The organism is Anaerobacillus alkalidiazotrophicus (genome assembly GCF_001866055.1).
In genome coordinates, this window is record NZ_MLQS01000001.1 from 719,539 (window position 1) to 736,215 (window position 16,677).

19 protein-coding genes are annotated in these 16,677 nt (G+C 40.2%); 1 reads left to right on the forward strand and 18 read right to left on the reverse strand.

Going from position 1 to position 16,677, the window contains the following annotated elements:
• Positions 1 to 2 precede the first annotated feature (2 nt).
• The 10 genes from BKP45_RS03495 to BKP45_RS03540 all read right to left on the reverse strand — a co-directional run bounded on the left by BKP45_RS03495 (position 3) and on the right by BKP45_RS03540 (position 8,200).
• The gene (locus BKP45_RS03495) at positions 3 to 1,526 is read right to left on the reverse strand and encodes a complex I subunit 4 family protein (RefSeq protein ID WP_071388360.1); all 1,524 of its coding nucleotides are present in this window, start codon (positions 1,524 to 1,526) and stop codon (positions 3 to 5) included.
• Complete coding sequence (gene nuoL, locus BKP45_RS03500) at positions 1,523 to 3,412, reverse strand: NADH-quinone oxidoreductase subunit L (RefSeq protein ID WP_071388361.1); 1,890 nt, start codon at positions 3,410 to 3,412, stop codon at positions 1,523 to 1,525. Before nuoL ends, BKP45_RS03495 begins: the two co-directional genes overlap by 4 nt.
• Before the next feature lie 75 nt (positions 3,413 to 3,487).
• Positions 3,488 to 3,796 carry an NADH-quinone oxidoreductase subunit NuoK gene (nuoK, locus tag BKP45_RS03505; protein WP_071310410.1) on the reverse strand — a complete coding sequence of 103 codons (309 nt, stop codon included), beginning with the start codon at positions 3,794 to 3,796 and terminating at the stop codon, positions 3,488 to 3,490.
• A gap of 1 nt (position 3,797) precedes the next feature.
• Positions 3,798 to 4,292 carry an NADH-quinone oxidoreductase subunit J gene (locus tag BKP45_RS03510; RefSeq protein WP_071388362.1) on the reverse strand — a complete coding sequence of 165 codons (495 nt, stop codon included), beginning with the start codon at positions 4,290 to 4,292 and terminating at the stop codon, positions 3,798 to 3,800.
• On the reverse strand, positions 4,289 to 4,741 hold the full coding sequence (locus BKP45_RS03515; RefSeq protein WP_071388363.1) for a NuoI/complex I 23 kDa subunit family protein: 453 nt from the start codon (positions 4,739 to 4,741) through the stop codon (positions 4,289 to 4,291). Before BKP45_RS03515 ends, BKP45_RS03510 begins: the two co-directional genes overlap by 4 nt.
• A 5-nt stretch (positions 4,742 to 4,746) precedes the next feature.
• Complete coding sequence (nuoH, locus tag BKP45_RS03520; RefSeq protein WP_071389035.1) at positions 4,747 to 5,688, reverse strand: NADH-quinone oxidoreductase subunit NuoH; 942 nt, start codon at positions 5,686 to 5,688, stop codon at positions 4,747 to 4,749.
• A 14-nt stretch (positions 5,689 to 5,702) separates the two neighbouring features.
• Positions 5,703 to 6,812 (reverse strand): NADH-quinone oxidoreductase subunit D, encoded by a 1,110-nt coding sequence (locus tag BKP45_RS03525; protein ID WP_071388364.1) that lies wholly within the window; start codon positions 6,810 to 6,812, stop codon positions 5,703 to 5,705.
• Positions 6,813 to 6,825: 13 nt separating this feature from the next.
• A complete protein-coding gene (locus BKP45_RS03530) occupies positions 6,826 to 7,305 on the reverse strand; it encodes an NADH-quinone oxidoreductase subunit C (RefSeq protein ID WP_071388365.1) in 480 nt (159 codons plus the stop codon).
• The gene (locus BKP45_RS03535; protein ID WP_071310416.1) at positions 7,302 to 7,838 is read right to left on the reverse strand and encodes a NuoB/complex I 20 kDa subunit family protein; all 537 of its coding nucleotides are present in this window, start codon (positions 7,836 to 7,838) and stop codon (positions 7,302 to 7,304) included. Before BKP45_RS03535 ends, BKP45_RS03530 begins: the two co-directional genes overlap by 4 nt.
• Positions 7,829 to 8,200 (reverse strand): NADH-quinone oxidoreductase subunit A, encoded by a 372-nt coding sequence (locus tag BKP45_RS03540; protein ID WP_071310417.1) that lies wholly within the window; start codon positions 8,198 to 8,200, stop codon positions 7,829 to 7,831. The genes BKP45_RS03535 and BKP45_RS03540 overlap by 10 nt, the downstream gene beginning before the upstream one ends.
• A gap of 380 nt (positions 8,201 to 8,580) precedes the next feature.
• Here BKP45_RS03540 and BKP45_RS21980 point away from each other — a divergent pair, with 380 nt between their 5' ends.
• The gene (locus BKP45_RS21980; protein WP_139193728.1) at positions 8,581 to 9,012 is read left to right on the forward strand and encodes a hypothetical protein; all 432 of its coding nucleotides are present in this window, start codon (positions 8,581 to 8,583) and stop codon (positions 9,010 to 9,012) included.
• A gap of 110 nt (positions 9,013 to 9,122) precedes the next feature.
• Here BKP45_RS21980 and BKP45_RS03545 read toward each other — a convergent pair whose 3' ends face one another.
• The 8 genes from BKP45_RS03545 to atpE form a co-directional block, all read right to left on the reverse strand.
• Positions 9,123 to 10,097: a nuclease-related domain-containing protein gene (locus tag BKP45_RS03545; protein ID WP_071388366.1), complete on the reverse strand. Its 975-nt coding sequence runs from the start codon at positions 10,095 to 10,097 to the stop codon at positions 9,123 to 9,125.
• 487 nt (positions 10,098 to 10,584) lie between these two features.
• Entirely contained in the window at positions 10,585 to 10,989 is a 405-nt protein-coding gene (locus BKP45_RS03550) for a F0F1 ATP synthase subunit epsilon (RefSeq protein WP_071388367.1), read from the reverse strand.
• A 261-nt stretch (positions 10,990 to 11,250) separates the two neighbouring features.
• A complete protein-coding gene (atpD, locus tag BKP45_RS03555) occupies positions 11,251 to 12,663 on the reverse strand; it encodes a F0F1 ATP synthase subunit beta (protein WP_071388368.1) in 1,413 nt (470 codons plus the stop codon).
• A 39-nt stretch (positions 12,664 to 12,702) separates the two neighbouring features.
• Positions 12,703 to 13,566: a F0F1 ATP synthase subunit gamma gene (locus tag BKP45_RS03560; protein WP_071388369.1), complete on the reverse strand. Its 864-nt coding sequence runs from the start codon at positions 13,564 to 13,566 to the stop codon at positions 12,703 to 12,705.
• Between the two features lie 125 nt (positions 13,567 to 13,691).
• Positions 13,692 to 15,200, reverse strand: a complete 1,509-nt coding sequence (gene atpA, locus BKP45_RS03565; protein WP_071388370.1) for a F0F1 ATP synthase subunit alpha — start codon at positions 15,198 to 15,200, stop codon at positions 13,692 to 13,694.
• An 11-nt stretch (positions 15,201 to 15,211) separates the two neighbouring features.
• Positions 15,212 to 15,766, reverse strand: a complete 555-nt coding sequence (locus BKP45_RS03570) for a F0F1 ATP synthase subunit delta (protein ID WP_071388371.1) — start codon at positions 15,764 to 15,766, stop codon at positions 15,212 to 15,214.
• Positions 15,763 to 16,254, reverse strand: a complete 492-nt coding sequence (gene atpF, locus BKP45_RS03575) for a F0F1 ATP synthase subunit B (RefSeq protein WP_071388372.1) — start codon at positions 16,252 to 16,254, stop codon at positions 15,763 to 15,765. The genes BKP45_RS03570 and atpF overlap by 4 nt, the downstream gene beginning before the upstream one ends.
• 133 nt (positions 16,255 to 16,387) lie before the next feature.
• The gene (atpE, locus tag BKP45_RS03580) at positions 16,388 to 16,603 is read right to left on the reverse strand and encodes a F0F1 ATP synthase subunit C (protein ID WP_071388373.1); all 216 of its coding nucleotides are present in this window, start codon (positions 16,601 to 16,603) and stop codon (positions 16,388 to 16,390) included.
• Positions 16,604 to 16,677: the final 74 nt, after the last annotated feature.

Sequence of the window (16,677 nt, forward strand, 5' to 3'; positions counted from 1 at the left end):
CTTTAACCCCCTATCTTCGACACAATGTCGATCACTGTAATATTAATAACGTCACTTAAAATCGCTGGGTACACCCCAATTAAAATCGTTAAACCGAGTAAGCAAATCATTGGGATATATTCAATTGGACGTGCATCTTCTAAATGTGCATTTGATTGATGTAATTGTCCAAATGTCGTTCTTTGCATCGCCCACAATAAGTATGCAGCTGTGAGAATGATACCAAGTGCCGCAACAACAGCGATTGTTTTTGCAGCAGGAATGATTTCCGGAGATGCCCCGAAAATACCCATAAATGCTAACAACTCACTAACGAACCCTGACATGCCCGGTAGTCCAACTGAAGCCATAGCGGCGGCCAGTAAGAACCCAGCCAAAATTGGGATCGTTTTTGATAAACCACCTAAGTCTTCGATCATACGTGTATGAGTTCTCTCGTAAATCGCCCCAACCATAAAGAATAGAAGTGCCGCGATAAAGCCGTGAGAAACTAATTGGAAAATTGCGCCTTGCATCCCTTGCGTCGTGAATGACGCTGCACCTAATAAGACAATCCCCATATGTGAAATACTTGAGTAAGCCACAAGTTTTTTCAAATCTTTTTGCACAAGAGCGAGTAACGCACCATAAATGATGTTTACAACCCCAAGGATTGCAATTAAAAAGGCAAATTTCGCTGCTTGATCTGGTAAAATTCCAAATCCGACACGAAGTAATCCGTATGCACCCATTTTTAACAATACACCCGCTAAAATCATACTAGCTGGAGTTGGCGCTTGAACGTGGGCATCTGGTAACCACGTATGGAAAGGGAAAATTGGTAATTTTACAGCAAAAGCAACAAATAAAGTTATGAACAAACCAGCTTTAAATGCGTCTGAAATAATGTGAGCATTCGCAGGATTTGCATAAATTTCAGCTAATCGTAGGAAGTTTAACGTTGCTTCCTCAGCGACTGCGCCTTGGTAGAACATCGCAAAGAAGGCAATTAACATGACTGCACTTCCTAGTCCTGTATACAGTAGAAACTTAAACGCTGCATATTCTTTTTGACTTCCACCCCAAATTCCGATGATAAAAAACATTGGAATTAACGTTAATTCAAAGAATAAGAAGAACAAGAACATGTCGAGAGCCACAAATACTCCTAGCATCCCTGTTAGTAAAATAAGCATCCAAACGAAGTATTCTTTCACACGTTCTTTAATCGATACTGATGCAATGATTCCAAGGAATGTAACGATCGTTGTTAATACTAAAAGCGGCATCGATAGTCCATCAACACCTAATTGATAGTTAAACGAAACAAACCCTAAATCGATCCACGTATAGTTTTCAGCAAACTGCATTCCTGAGGTGCTTCGATTAAAGCCATTCCAGACAATAACTGAAATAATCAAGGTCACAAAAGCGGTGATGCCTGCAACTGAACGAATGACATTTTTATGTTCATTAGGAATGGTTAAAATGATTAACGCTCCTAATAAAGGTAAAAAGACGAGTACACTTAATATATTTGGGATCATCCGAAATACCCCCTTAATACAAAGGCGAGAATCATCACTGCCATCCCGCCAACAACGGTTACTAAACCGTATGTTTGCAGTTGTCCTGTATGCCTTCTAGAAATGACATAGCCTGCTCCCTTTGTTAAGTAGCCAAGCATATTCACGATTCCATCAATGATAAAGCGATCAATTCCCCAAAGAACTTTTCCAAGAATGACAACCGGACGAACAAAAACGACTGCGTAGAGCTCATCCATGTAATACTTGTTTAATAATAGTTTGTGCACTCCTGGTACAAGATTAGGAAAATAGCTTTCTGAAATTGTGCCTTTATAGTAGATTAAGTACGCTAAGAAAATACCAGCTGCAGCAATTACAATTGAATAAAGGATCAACCAGACTTCTCCGTGAGCTTGGTAGCCAACATTCACACCCTCTGTTAAGAACGCTTCAAGTCCAAAACCGAAGATTGGCGTGTTTACAAACCCTGCAAAAATGGCAAGTACGGCCAATGCAACTAGAGGGATTGTCATCACACTTGGGCTTTCGTGTGGCTCATGGTGATGCTCACCTGCTTCTAAATTATCACTACCACGGTATTTCCCAGTGAATACTTTAAAGAATAAACGGAACATGTAAAATGCTGTCATCGCTGCTGTAATTGAAACAATCGCAAAAAGGAACGGATCGCCATTGTATAAAACAGCGGCTAAAATAACCTCTTTACTCCAGAACCCTGCAAAAGGTGGTACCCCCGCAATCGCTAGCGTTCCAATTAAAAATGTAATGGCTGTGATCTTCATTTTGCTCCAAAGACCACCCATGTCTTTAATATCTTGTCTGTGGTGCATGCCGTAAATGACACTACCAGCTCCTAAAAATAGAAGTGCCTTGAAAAACGCGTGAGTCATTAAGTGGAACAATCCTGCTACATACCCCATTGTTCCAAGAGCTAAAATCATAAAGCCGAGCTGACTGACAGTTGAGTATGCAAGTACACGTTTAATATCCGTATTCACAAGCGCAATTGATGCTGCAAAAATCGCTGTAATTGCTCCTGTATACGCAACAACAGTTAAAGCTGTTTCTGATGCTAAAAATACAGGATACATAACCCCCACTAAGTATACCCCTGCAGCTACCATCGTAGCGGCGTGGATTAACGCTGATACTGGTGTCGGACCTTCCATCGCATCTGGTAACCATACATGAAGCGGGAATTGTGCCGATTTCCCGACCGCACCTAGGAAAATACAGATAGCAATGATCGTCACCATTGTTTGTTCAACTAAACCATTTTCAATAGCAGCAAAAATAGTTGCATATTCAAATGACCCAGTATAAATAAATGTAAGTATTAAACCTATAAATAGTCCCACGTCTCCGATTCTTGTCGTTAAAAACGCCTTTTTTGCCGCAGCAGCAGCTTCAGGTTTAAAGAACCAAAAACCTACTAATAGGAATGAACATAACCCTACTAACTCCCAGAAAATAAAGAGTTGAAGAATGTTAGGTGACAACACAAGGCCTAACATCGAAAATGAGAATAACCCTAAATAAGAGTAGAACACTGGGAAACGATCATCCCCGTGCATATATGCTTTTGAAAATAAGTGAACAAGTAAACTTACTGTTGTAACAACAATTAACATCATCGCGTTTAATGCTGTTACCTCGTACCCCATTGTAATAGTGTGTTCACCAAACGTGATCCACCTTACAACATACTGATAACCTTCCCCACCGATTCTTTCGAATAAGACGATTAACGACGCCCCGAATGAAGCAGCCATTGCAATAATTCCAACGTATGCCGCTTTCTCTTTCAGTAATCTTCCAAAAAGTAAAAGCACTACGAAGGCTAATAGTGGGAAGACGGGTATTATCCAGGCATATTGTATCATACCATCACCTTTTCCTCATTTAGTCTACTAGAGGTCGTTCAAAAAGTTCTTGAACAATTTCTACTAGCTATAGCCTTACCAACGCATAAGATCTTGTTTTATGACATCAATTGATTTTCGATTACGATATAATGCAATTAATATCGCTAAACCAACCGCCGCCTCTGCAGCAGCAACTGTCACAACAAACAGGGTAAATACTTGCCCTGTAATGTTGGCAAACGGTCCAATACTAGAGAACGCTACTAGATTAATATTAACAGCATTGAGCATTAACTCTACTGAAACAAGAACGATCACAAGATGTCTTCTCGTCAGTACTCCATATAAGCCGATACAAAATAGAATAGCCGCTAGTGCTAGATATAATTGAACTGGTACCATTCTAATCGGCCTCCTTTCGTGCCAAAACAATGGCTCCTACTAAAGCAGCAAGTAACAGAATTCCTGCACCTTGGAACGCGATGACGTAGTTTCCATAAAGCTCAATTCCAATTGCTTCTGCACTTCCGATATAATATTCTTGCCCAGGTACATCTAAAGTGAAAATCCCCTTTAACATGAGAAATAACAATACTGCTACCCCTAAAAAACTTACCATTTTAAAACTAAATGTACGTTTTGGTCCAATGGACACTGATTTATGATCTGTCATCATCATACCGAAAACAAATAGGATTGAAAGTGCTCCTACATAAACCATGATTTGAACAATTCCGATGAACTCTGCTCTAAGTAAAAAGTAAAGTCCTGCAACGGCGAAGAACGTAAACGCCATGCATAACACTCGATGTGCAATTCTCTTTAAAATAATAACAAGAACAGAACACGAGATTGAAAGAATGGCTAGGATTAGAAAAATAATTAACTCTCCATTCACTTTTCTTCACCCCGCTTAACTTCTTCTTTCTCTTCTTCAACCGTGTAATTTCCGTACACGTGATTTGCCGACAACCAGTCAATGTCTTTGTACATAGGATCACGCGTATAATCTGATAGATTATCATACTTTGTCGTCATCACAATCGCATCAGTTGGGCAAACCTCTGTACAAAAATCACATAAAATACAGCCTTGAAAATCGATGTTATACGTATCAATCACTTTTTTCTTCGGATTGTCAGGATGTGGCTTTCCTGTTAACGTAATCACATCCGTTGGACATGCATTGACACACATGTTACACACGATACATTTATCTGGGAAAAATCGTTGAATTCCGCGGAAACGTTCTGGAATTTCTGGTTTTTGTTCTGGGTATTGGATGGTAACCTTCTCTTTTGCGAAGTATTTCAGCGTAACACCGAAACCCTTTAAAAAATTAAACATTTACATCACCCCATCCATACTTTTATCACTGCCGTTATGACAATGTTAAGTAGTGCTAGTGGTATTAAAACCTTCCATCCAAAGGACATTAATTGGTCCACTCTGACACGTGGCATTGTTGCACGTAACCAAAACCAAATGAACATAAAGATACACATTTTGAGGAAAAACCATACAACACCTGGTAAAATTGGCCCTAGCCATCCTCCAAGAAACAACGTTGTCGCAAGCGCTGAAATGGCAATTGCATACACATATTCAGCAAGGAAGAAAAATGCCATTCTAAAACCACTGTATTCTGTATGATAACCTGATACAAGCTCACTTTCTGCTTCAGGTAAATCAAATGGAGACCTATTTAATTCAGCAATCGCTGAAATTAAATAAATAACAAACCCTAATAGTTGCGGTACAATAAACCAAACTCCCATGTCACGCTGCGCGTAAACAATGTCATTTAAGTTTAATGAACCGGCTAAAATAACAACCCCAATAATGGCAAGGACGAGTGGAATTTCATAACTGATCATTTGAGCGACTCCACGCATCGCTCCCATTAATGAATACTTATTGTTCGAACTCCATCCACCCATCAGTACACCAATCGTTGAGATTGAAGAAATACCGATAAAGTAAAGAACACCAATGTTTAAGTTGGCACCGACTAAATTTTCACTCCAAGGAATCGTCGCTAACACCATAAACGACGGTGCAAACGCAAGAGCTGGAGCAATAATAAATACTTTTCTATCAACTTGTGATGGGATAATATCTTCTTTCATTAAAAGTTTCATAACGTCTGCAGCGGTTTGCAGCATTCCCCATGGACCGTGACGGTTTGGCCCAATACGGACTTGCATATATCCGATAACTTTTCTTTCAAAGAGAATCGCATACATAACGCCAATTAGTAATAACCCTAAAACGGCTACACCATAAAAAACCATAAAAAGGAGTTCCACTACGCATCGACCTCCCCTAAAACGACGTCAAGACTTCCGAAAATTGCTACTAAGTCAGCGATATTTCTACCTTTTAGCATACTCGCAAGAATTTCTACGTTTACAAACGATGGACGGCGAAGCTTGACACGGTAAGGCTTATTTTTCCCATTACTGACGACATAAACGCCAATTTCACCTTTTGACGCTTCACAACGGAAATATGTTTCGCCAGCTGGTGGCTTAATCATCATAATGCGTTGGCCTTTTTTATGAATAATGTCGCCTTCAACAATTTGCTCGCACGCTTGCTCAACAATGCGCAAAGATTGGCGCATTTCTTCCAACCTTACTTCGTATCTCGCAAAGCAATCGCCTTCTTCCCTAGTTGGCACGTCAAAATCAAAACGATCATAAATTGAATAAGGCTGATCTTTTCTCAGATCAAACTTAACACCGCTACCACGCAAAGCTGGACCTGAAAGCCCCCAATTGATGGCATCTTCTTTTGTAATAATACCGACACCTTTGGTTCGCCCTAGAAAGACTTCATTTCCTGTGACAAGCGTGTCGTACTCTTCCATATTTTTACGAAGTACTTTCACAGTTTCCTTCACTTTTTCAATCCATCCGTCTGGCGCATCCCACTTTACACCACCAATGCGCATATAGTTAAACGTCATTCGAGCTCCACTAATTTCGTTTAGTCGGTCAAGGATCGTATCTCTGTCTCTGAACGCATAAATGAACGGACTTAAAGCACCGATATCTAGTAAGTAGGTTCCCCACCAAACAAGGTGACTGGCGATCCGATTTAGCTCCATCGTAATGACACGTAAATATTCAGCTCTTTCAGGAACTTCAAGTCCCATCATCTTCTCTATAGCAGCACAGTAGACATAGTTGTTTGTCATAGCGTTCATGTAGTCAAGGCGGTCTGTGTATGGAATAAACTGAGAATACGTTAAATCTTCAGCAAGCTTTTCTGTACCTCGATGCAAATAACCGATCACAGGTCTTGCTTGTTTAATGATTTCACCTTCCATAACTACCTCGATACGAAATACACCGTGTGTACTAGGGTGTTGCGGGCCTATGTTTAATACCATTTGCTCAGTTTTTATACTCATCAATAGTCACCCCCTACGATAAACCCATTTCTTCTTTATTAAACTTGTAATCTTTGCGAAGTGGATGTCCTTCCCAGTCATCATCTAGTAAAATCCTCTTTAAATTTGGATGACCAGAAAACTCAATCCCTAATAAATCATATGCTTCACGCTCATGCCAATCAGCCGTTCTCCAAATAGGTTGTACAGAGATCACCTTTGGATTCGATCTTGGCGTTTTTACTTTTATACAAAGATAATGATCTAGTTCCATTGAATAAAAGTTATAAATGACTTCCATATGCTCCTCATAATCAACACCTGTTAAACAGCATAGGAAATCGAACCTTAATTCTTCATCATCTCGTAGCATTTGAGGAATGTCTGCCTTCCAATTTTCACTATCAATGATTAAAAAAGGTTCTTCGAAATTTAATTTACTTTCTATAACGACCTCCAGGCCGGATAATTCTTCAATTTTATTTAGTACTTTATCTAATAATGGTTGACTCATATCCTTTGGCCCACCTTCTTCCTTCTCTTACCTTTCGCTTCTTCACGAATTTGAACACGAAGTTTCTCAATGCCGTCTAACAACGCAGGTGGAGTTGGTGGACAACCTGGGATGTAAACATCGACAGGAATGATTTTGTCAACGCCGTTAACAACACTATAAGCTTTGTGATAAGGTCCTCCGCAAGTTGCACAGGATCCCATTGCAATAACCCATTTTGGTTCTGGCATTTGGTCGTACAAACGTTTCACGACTGGTGCCATCTTTGCAGTTACTGTTCCTGCAACAATCATCAAGTCAGCATGACGTGGAGATGCACGGAAAATAACACCGAAACGGTCTAAGTCATAACGCGCTGCACCTGTGGCCATCATTTCAATCGCACAACAGGCTAACCCAAAACTTAATGGCCAAAATGACCTCGTACGCGCCCATGCTTTTACTTCCTCTACCTTCGTAACAAGAACATTACGTTTTACTTCTTCGACTACTGCTGGATCAAACTCTTCAAACCCCTGTTTTTTTAGTTCCATTCTAGCACCTTCTTTTTCCAAGAGTACGCAAGGCCTAACGCAAGAACAACAATAAATATAAGCATTGCATTAATCCCGAACCATCCAAGATGATCAAGGGCTACTGCCCAAGGATATATGAATACGGTTTCAACGTCGAAGATTACGAACTCTAGCGCTACTATATAGTAGGCCACGCTGAAGCGTATTTGAGCATCCCCAGTTGGCAAAATACCACTTTCATAAGGGACTAATTTTTCAGGATATGGGTTGTGAGGCCTTACTAACCTACCAAACGTTAATCCCCCTACTGGAAGTGCAATACCTAAAAGCAAGAATATGATGACATACACGTAACTGTTTAGATATAAATCCAAATCCATGCGCTCTCTCCCTCCATTCCTATTGCTATTTAGTCTTTTATTTTTTTCAACTCCCCTACTAAATTATAACAAAGCCGTTCAAAATATGTCCACATTTTTCTCAAGTGCCTGGATATTATACAAATTACTATCGTTATATTACTAACCGACCGAACCCTTGATACTAAAGGGTTTATCATTTTTCACTACTTACATTGCGCTGCGCTGAACTTGTTTAACGGTGTCGAATCCTGTCGACAAAATCCTCATTTTTGACATTGATTTTTTTTAAGACTTCTAAATAAAAATTTTATGAATATAATAGTTTGCTAAAGTGATTTGTATACGTGCAAGTGTTGACATGGAGGGATGCTGCATGGGGAAGGCGGGTGGATTGTAGGTTGTACGCGGTGCTGCTGCATGTATGCGCGGTTGCTCAGATTTATGCGCAGGCACCGGGGGTGTACGCGATCACCTTTACTTTCTGCGCGGTTGCTCAGATTTATGCGCAGGCATCGGGGGTGTGCGCGATCACCTTTACTTTCTGTTCGTTTCCCTCTATTTTCTGCGCGTTTCTCTCGATTGTGCGCGGTTTTCCACATTTGTGCGCGATCGTCGGTTTTGTGCGCGATTCCCTGTCGATTGTGCGCCGTGCTATCTATTTTCTGCGCGCTTCTTTGTCGATTGTGCGCGGTTGCTCAGATTTATGCGCGGGCATCGGGGGTGTGCGCGATCACCTTCAGTTTCTGCGCGGTTCCCTCTATTTTCTGCTCGTTTCTCTGTCGATTGTGCGCGCTTTTCCTGATTTGTGCGCAGGCGTGGTGCACAATTGATTATGGAGGCAGCTCAAACTAGACTACAGAAATTTCCTAGGCTGCCACCCTTACTATTATTAATTGAAATACTCACTCCTAAGCAAAATCTAATGTTTATAACTATCTTTTCAAATTATTGGAGGTAGCATATATTTACGATTTTTTTGTTGACCTGAGTGATTTAAATTCAAAGACTTTAGCAAGCGAGTCGCAACGGACCTAGAGTCAATTTTTAAGAATGAACGAAATTGACTATTGTTAATTGTGGGGCCGAAAAGTAGTTGGAAGTCTCTTAGTGAAGCTACGTAAGCTTCTTTTGATTTTGTGGTACAACGGGGACAATACCATGTTCCATTTAGTCTTTTCATGGGGATTTGTGAACAGTTAGGGCAAGATACTCCTTTAATAACCTCATCTGCACGTACCTCATATGTTTGAAGTAAGTTTGCATATAATGGCTCGTTTTTTTTGATCAATAAATGAATAAGCTTTTTTATATCTATCTGTTGTACATTTTGAATAGTATATGTGGCTTCAATTTCCTCAATTTTGAAAGGGAGAGCTTCTGCACGAATAACAGTCTCTTTGGCCTCAACGTAATCAGAGGCAATCTCAATAACTGCATTAGAATTTGCGAAGACAATTAAATAGATAATGGGGCGAGGAGGATAATTATATTTTTTCATCCATGATTGGAGCTGAACAATTTGGCGACGTACTTGGAGAATTGGATCTTGAAAGTATTCTTTACTATTATCATTTGATGTTCTAACTAGTTGATTAGGATCTTGCATTAAATACAAATTACCAGAAAGATTTTTTACTTCTACTATCATATGAAAAAAATTCGATAGTAACAAGAAATCAATTTGGAAATAACGATTTAATGCATCTCTTAAGCGTAACCCATGTAATATAGAGTACTTATCTGGATTGAGGAATGATAAATAGTAACTTATTGATTTTTCACCACGGTAACCAGATAGCGCTAAAGACAGATCGTTCTCTATTTTCGTTTTATTGAAATGTGTTGGTGGTACACGTCTGTTTAAAGCTTCTAATCCATATATTTTGGGAGATTTACTTTGATGTTTTTCTATCATATTTTCACCTCTCTTTTATTTAATCATAATAATTCTACCTTCTTTTTATAAATCCTTCCTTTTGTTATTAATTACTTGTCATATTTTATTACAATTTTAATATTTGGTATAAGTAGGAAACAGGATTGAGCTTAACGTGGTTGCCTCTCCAATGCGCGGGGGTCGGTTTTGTGCGCGTTCCCCCGGATTTTATGCGCGACTCCCTCTTCTTTCTGCGCGATTCCCTGTCGAATGTGCGCGGTTTTCCACATTTATGCGCGATCATCGTTTTATGCGCGTTCCCCCGAATTTTGTGCACGATTCCCTCTACTTTCTGCGCGCTCCTTTGTCGAATGTGCGCGGTTTCTCAGATTTATGTGCGGGCATCGGGGTTGTGCGCGATCCGTAATTTTGTGCGCACTCCCTCCTTTCTGGACGTACTCCACCCCATTTACTGCACAGCCTCTCCGCGCCTACCAAACGAAAAAAAGACGCACGTGGCGTCTTTTTATTTTCTATCTGCAACTTCAAGGCGGTTGATGGCACGCTTGAGGGCCATTTCAGCACGTTTGAAGTCGATATCGTCTAGTTTTGCTTCTTGCAGGCGACGTTCGGCTCGTTCTTTGGCTGCACGGGCACGTGATACGTCAATATCTGATGGTAATTCAGCTGATTCTGCAAGGATACTTACTTGATCGCCGCGAACTTCCATCAGTCCACCAGTGATTGCTACAAGTATGATTTCAGAATTACGCTTAATTCGAACCGCTCCAATGGTTAATGGCGTAACTAAAGGAATGTGATTAGGTAAAATTCCAAGTCCACCATTCATTGTTTTCACACTTACCATTTCAACGTCTCCATCGAATACTTTACCATCAGGGGTTACAACACTGACATTCATTGTCTTCATGAAAACCCTCCTTAAGGACTCAGAGCGCTACATAAAGTTGCTACTCTTTGAGTGGAGACTACTTTCAGTGAAGAAACGCTTCACTAAAAGAGCTTGGATTTATATTTTTTGAAAGCTACCCGAGGCGCTTTCGCCTTTCGAGCTGTCTTGCTACAGCACCTAGCTTCTCCTGCGTTTCAGTCCATCTCTTGCGGTAAAAATCAACCGCTTCTTGACGGCCTTCCAACGCTTTTCGAAGCTGGACAAGGTGCTTTCGCTTTTCTAGGCCATTTGTTTTGCTTTTTCAACAACTTCTTCGATACGACCGACAAGACGGAATGCATCTTCTGGAAGGTCGTCGTACTTACCATCAAGGATTTCTTTAAATCCATTGATGGTTTCTTTAACTGGTACGTACGATCCTGGTTGACCAGTGAACTGTTCCGCAACATGGAAGTTTTGTGATAAGAAGAACTGAATACGGCGAGCACGGTGTACGACTAGTTTGTCGTCTTCTGATAACTCGTCCATACCTAAGATGGCGATGATATCTTGTAACTCCTTATACTTTTGAAGTGTTTGCTGCACACGGCGCGCTACTTCATAATGCTCCTTACCAACGATTTCAGGAGCTAGTGCTCTTGAAGTAGATGCTAATGGATCTACCGCTGGATAAATACCCATTTCAGAAAGCTTACGCTCAAGGTTCGTTGTTGCATCTAAGTGAGCGAACGCTGTAGCAGGGGCTGGATCCGTATAGTCATCGGCAGGTACGTAAATCGCTTGAATCGATGTTACTGAACCTGTTTTTGTCGATGTGATACGCTCTTGAAGCTGACCCATCTCTGTTGCTAATGTTGGCTGATAACCTACCGCTGAAGGCATACGTCCAAGTAGGGCTGATACTTCTGAACCTGCTTGTGTAAAGCGGAAAATATTATCGATGAATAAAAGTACGTCTGCCCCTTGGTCATCACGGAAATATTCTGCCATTGTTAAACCAGTTAAGGCAACACGCATACGTGCTCCAGGTGGCTCATTCATCTGACCGAATACCATCGCTGTTTTCTTAATAACTCCAGAATCACTCATCTCGTGGAAAAGGTCATTTCCTTCACGAGTACGCTCACCTACACCAGCGAATACCGAAATACCACCGTGCTCTTGAGCGATGTTGTTGATTAATTCCTGGATTAATACTGTTTTACCTACACCGGCACCACCGAATAGACCGATCTTACCACCCTTAATGTAAGGAGCAAGTAAGTCTACTACTTTAATTCCTGTTTCAAGAATTTCTGTTTCAGTAGAAAGTTCTTCGTATTTTGGTGCTTGTCTATGAATAGGGTCTCTTCTTACCCCAGCTGGTACTGGAGCGTCTAAGTCGATGTTATCCCCTAATACGTTAAATACACGTCCTAATGTTACTTCACCTACAGGTACGCTAATTGGAGCGCCAGTATCTAATACATCTAACCCACGGACAACACCGTCAGTAGAAGCCATCGCAACTGTACGAACCGAGTCGTCACCTAAGTGAAGGGCAACTTCTAATGTCAAGTCAATATCAACTTCACCAGCATTTTGTGCTTTATGCTGGATCTTCAAAGCGTTATAAATCTCAGGCAGTTCCCCGCGGTTGAACTTTACGTCAACAACTGGTCCCATAACTTGAGTTACGCGTCCTTTGTTCATCATTTTTCCTCCTAACTTCCTAATCAAGCCAAAATAAGATTATTCAAGGGCTGCTGCTCCACCGACAATTTCCGTAATCTCTTGAGTGATTGCAGCTTGTCTAGCACGGTTATACTTAAGTGTAAGATCATCAATAAGCGAGCTTGCATTGTCTGTCGCAGAGCTCATTGCTGTCATTCTCGCCCCGAATTCACTAGCTTTTGCATCAAGAAGGGCACCATAGATTAAGCTTTCAGCATAATGCGGTAAAAGCTGCTCTAAGATTACTTCTTCATTTGGCTCGTAAATATATTCTGGAGTTGCTGCGTCAGCTGTTAGTTCAGTTAACGGTAACAGCTTTGTTTCTGTTACGTCTTGTTTAATCGGACTGACAAAATGGTTATAGAAAACATTCAATTCATCAAAAATCTCATCTGTAAACATCTGTACAGTTGTCATCGCGATATTTTTAATGTCTGCAAAAGTTGGGTTATCAGATAGGCCTACAATTTCTTGAATAATTGGCATTTTACGCTTTTTGAAAAAGTCGCGACCGATACGCCCCATAACGATTAGTCCGTACTCTTGATCTGACTTATGACGCTGTTTGATCGTGTTCATCACGGTACGTAAAATTGAGCTGTTGTATGCTCCTGCTAACCCACGGTCAGAAGTAATAACGATGTAACCTGTTTTCTTAACAGGACGTGATTGTAGCATCGGATGAACATTTTCTTTCTCGCTGCTACCCGCAGCAATAGAAACCACTACATCACGAATTTTATCCGTATAAGGCTGAAAATTTTGGGCTTTAGCCTGAGCCTTGTTAAGCTTGGCTGCAGATACCATTTGCATCGCCTTTGTAATTTGTTTCGTCTTTTTTGTTGAATTGATTCTATTTTTTATATCTCTTAAAGAAGCCATGTTCCGTTCACCACCTTTTTTCTAAACTGGTATCCCATCTTTATAGAGAGTGGTTCACAAGAACGATAGATCACAAGTCTAGTGAGTAAGCTTTTTCAATATCGTTACCTAGTGAACATACTCTCTTACTTTGAACTTACGAAGTTTTTCTTAAATGCTTCAATTGCAGCCTTCAGTTCATTTTCTTCAGGCAGTTTACCAGTTGAACGGATTTGCTCTAATAGATTTTTATTGTTGTGATCAAAATGAGTGAATAACTCTTGTTCAAAACGGCTTACATCTTCTACTGCGATGTCATCTAAGAAGCCTCTAGTTAAAGCAAAAAGAATAAGTACTTGCTTTTCAACAGCTAACGGCTCATGTAAACCTTGTTTTAGTACTTCTACTGTACGTGCACCACGGTTTAACTTCGCTTGTGTTGCTTTATCTAAATCAGATCCAAACTGCGCGAACGCCTCTAACTCACGGTAAGATGCGAGGTCAAGGCGCAGTGTACCAGCAACTTTTTTCATCGCATTAATTTGTGCTGATCCTCCTACACGAGATACAGAAAGACCTGCGTTAACCGCTGGACGTACCCCTGAGAAGAATAGATCAGATTGTAAGAAGATTTGTCCATCAGTGATGGAAATAACGTTCGTTGGAATGTAAGCAGATACGTCACCTGCTTGCGTTTCAATGAATGGTAGGGCAGTAAGTGATCCTGCACCTTTTGCATCACTTAACTTTGCTGCACGCTCAAGTAGGCGTGAGTGTAAGTAGAATACATCCCCTGGATATGCTTCACGACCTGGAGGACGACGAAGTAATAGTGAAAGTTCACGGTAAGCAGATGCTTGTTTTGTTAAGTCATCATAAATAACTAATACATGCTTTCCTTCGTACATGAAGTGCTCACCCATAGATACCCCAGCATAAGGAGCTAAGTATAATAGCGGAGCTGGTTGAGACGCACTTGCTGTAACTACGATTGTATAATCTAGTGCACCGTGTTGGCGAAGTGTTTCAACAACACCTGCAACTGTCGATTCTTTTTGACCAATCGCAACGTAAATACAAATCATATTCTCGTTCTTTTGGTTTAAAATTGTATCAATAGCAATCGCTGTTTTACCTGTTTGACGGTCACCGATAATTAACTCACGTTGACCACGTCCGATCGGAATTAAAGAGTCAATGGCTTTAATTCCTGTTTGTAATGGTTCATGAACACTTTTACGATCCATAACACCAGGTGCTTCATTTTCAATTGGACGAGATTGTGTTGTTTCAATTGGACCTAATCCATCTACAGGCTGTCCAAGTGGGTTAACAACACGTCCAAGTAGTGCATCCCCTACAGGTACTTCCATAATGCGGCCTGTTCTCTTTACCTCATCACCTTCACGAATTTCCGTGTAAGGTCCAAGAATAATAATACCTACAGCATTTTCCTCTAGGTTTTGAGCCATACCCATGACACCGTTAGAAAATTCAAGAAGCTCTCCAGCCATGACATTTTCTAAACCATGCGCTACTGCGATACCATCCCCAACTTGGATAACGGTACCGACATCGTTAACTTCAACTTGAGACTGATAGTCTTCAATTTGCTTTTTTATAATTAAGCTAATTTCATCAGCTTTGATGCTCATATCCTTCACCCCTATCTACTAACGTTCCCAGAAATCATACGACGTTCAATACGTCTGAGTTGACTTAAAACGCTTCCATCATATATACGATCACCAATACGGACTTTAAAGCCGCCGATTAACTCAGGTTCTACGATATTTTCAATGGTCAGTGTTCCTTTACCAGATACTTTTGAAAAAGTTGCTGAGAAAGCTACCTTTTCTGCATCTGTTAGTGGTTTTGCAGTAAAGACTTTCGCCTCTGCAATCCCTTGTTCTTCGTTTGTTAGCTTTAAGAATTCTTCTACCATTTTAAAAAGAATCCCCTCACGCTTTTTATCTATGAGTAGGAATAATGTACTTAACAGCGTATCACTGATTTTCCCTTGAAAGCTAGCTTTAACAAGCTCTTTTTTTCGTTCACTTGTTATTTTTGGGTGTTTAAAAAATGTATCAAATAGGTTCGTATTTTCTACAACTTCTACTATCACCTGTAGCTCTTCTTTCATTTGCTCTACTGCATTTTGTTCTTTTGCAAGTTCAAATACAGCTGTGCCGTAACGCTTTGCAACGTGATCTTGTTTCATAGCTCTTCGCCTACTTCTTTAAGGTAATCGGCAATCAGCTTTTCTTGTGATTTCTCATCAAGCTCACGCTCAATAACCTTAGTTGCTACTAATACTGAAAGAGACGCCACTTGCTCACGTAATGTAGATACAGCTTGCTCTTTCTCTCTTTTGATTTCTGCTAAAGCATTTTCTTTCATACGATCTGATTCTTCTTTTGCCGCTTGAATCATTTCTTGTGTTTGTTGCTCAGAGATTTTCTTTGCATTAGCAATAATATTTTGAGCTTCTTCACGAGCTCTCTTTATTTCTTCGCGTTGTTCAGCTAAGTACGTTTCCGCTTGTTCGCGATTTTTTTCGGCAGAACTAATTTGATTTGCAATATGCTCCTCACGCTTTTGCATCATAGCAATAACTGGGCCAAAAGCGTATTTTTTAAGTAACATAAGGAGAATAAAGAATACTATTAGTTGATAAAACGCATTAATCCAAGGTATATTTTCAAACAAAACATTCTCCTCCTTTTCGAGAATTAATAAGGAATGGCGAAGATTGTGTATATACGTTCTCCGCCATTATTTAAAGGAAGTTTAAAAAATAAGGTCTAATTAAACAACCTCTTTTGTTAATTTCCCAACAAAATTATGCGTTACCTAAAATTAAGAACGAAATAACGATTGCAAGGATTGGAAGGGCTTCAGCAAGTGGTACCCCAATGAACATGATTGTTTGTAAAGAACCTTTGATTTCAGGTTGACGAGTTGCACCTTCTAAAGTCGCACGTACGATGATTGCTACTGCGAATGCTCCTGCGATTGCTGCTAAACTTGCTACGATTGCTGCTGCTAAAAATACCATAATAAAAATCCTCCTTTAGATTATGAAAACTAGTGTTTTTTTTTATAATTACGCCCTAAAGATAAGAGCAAATT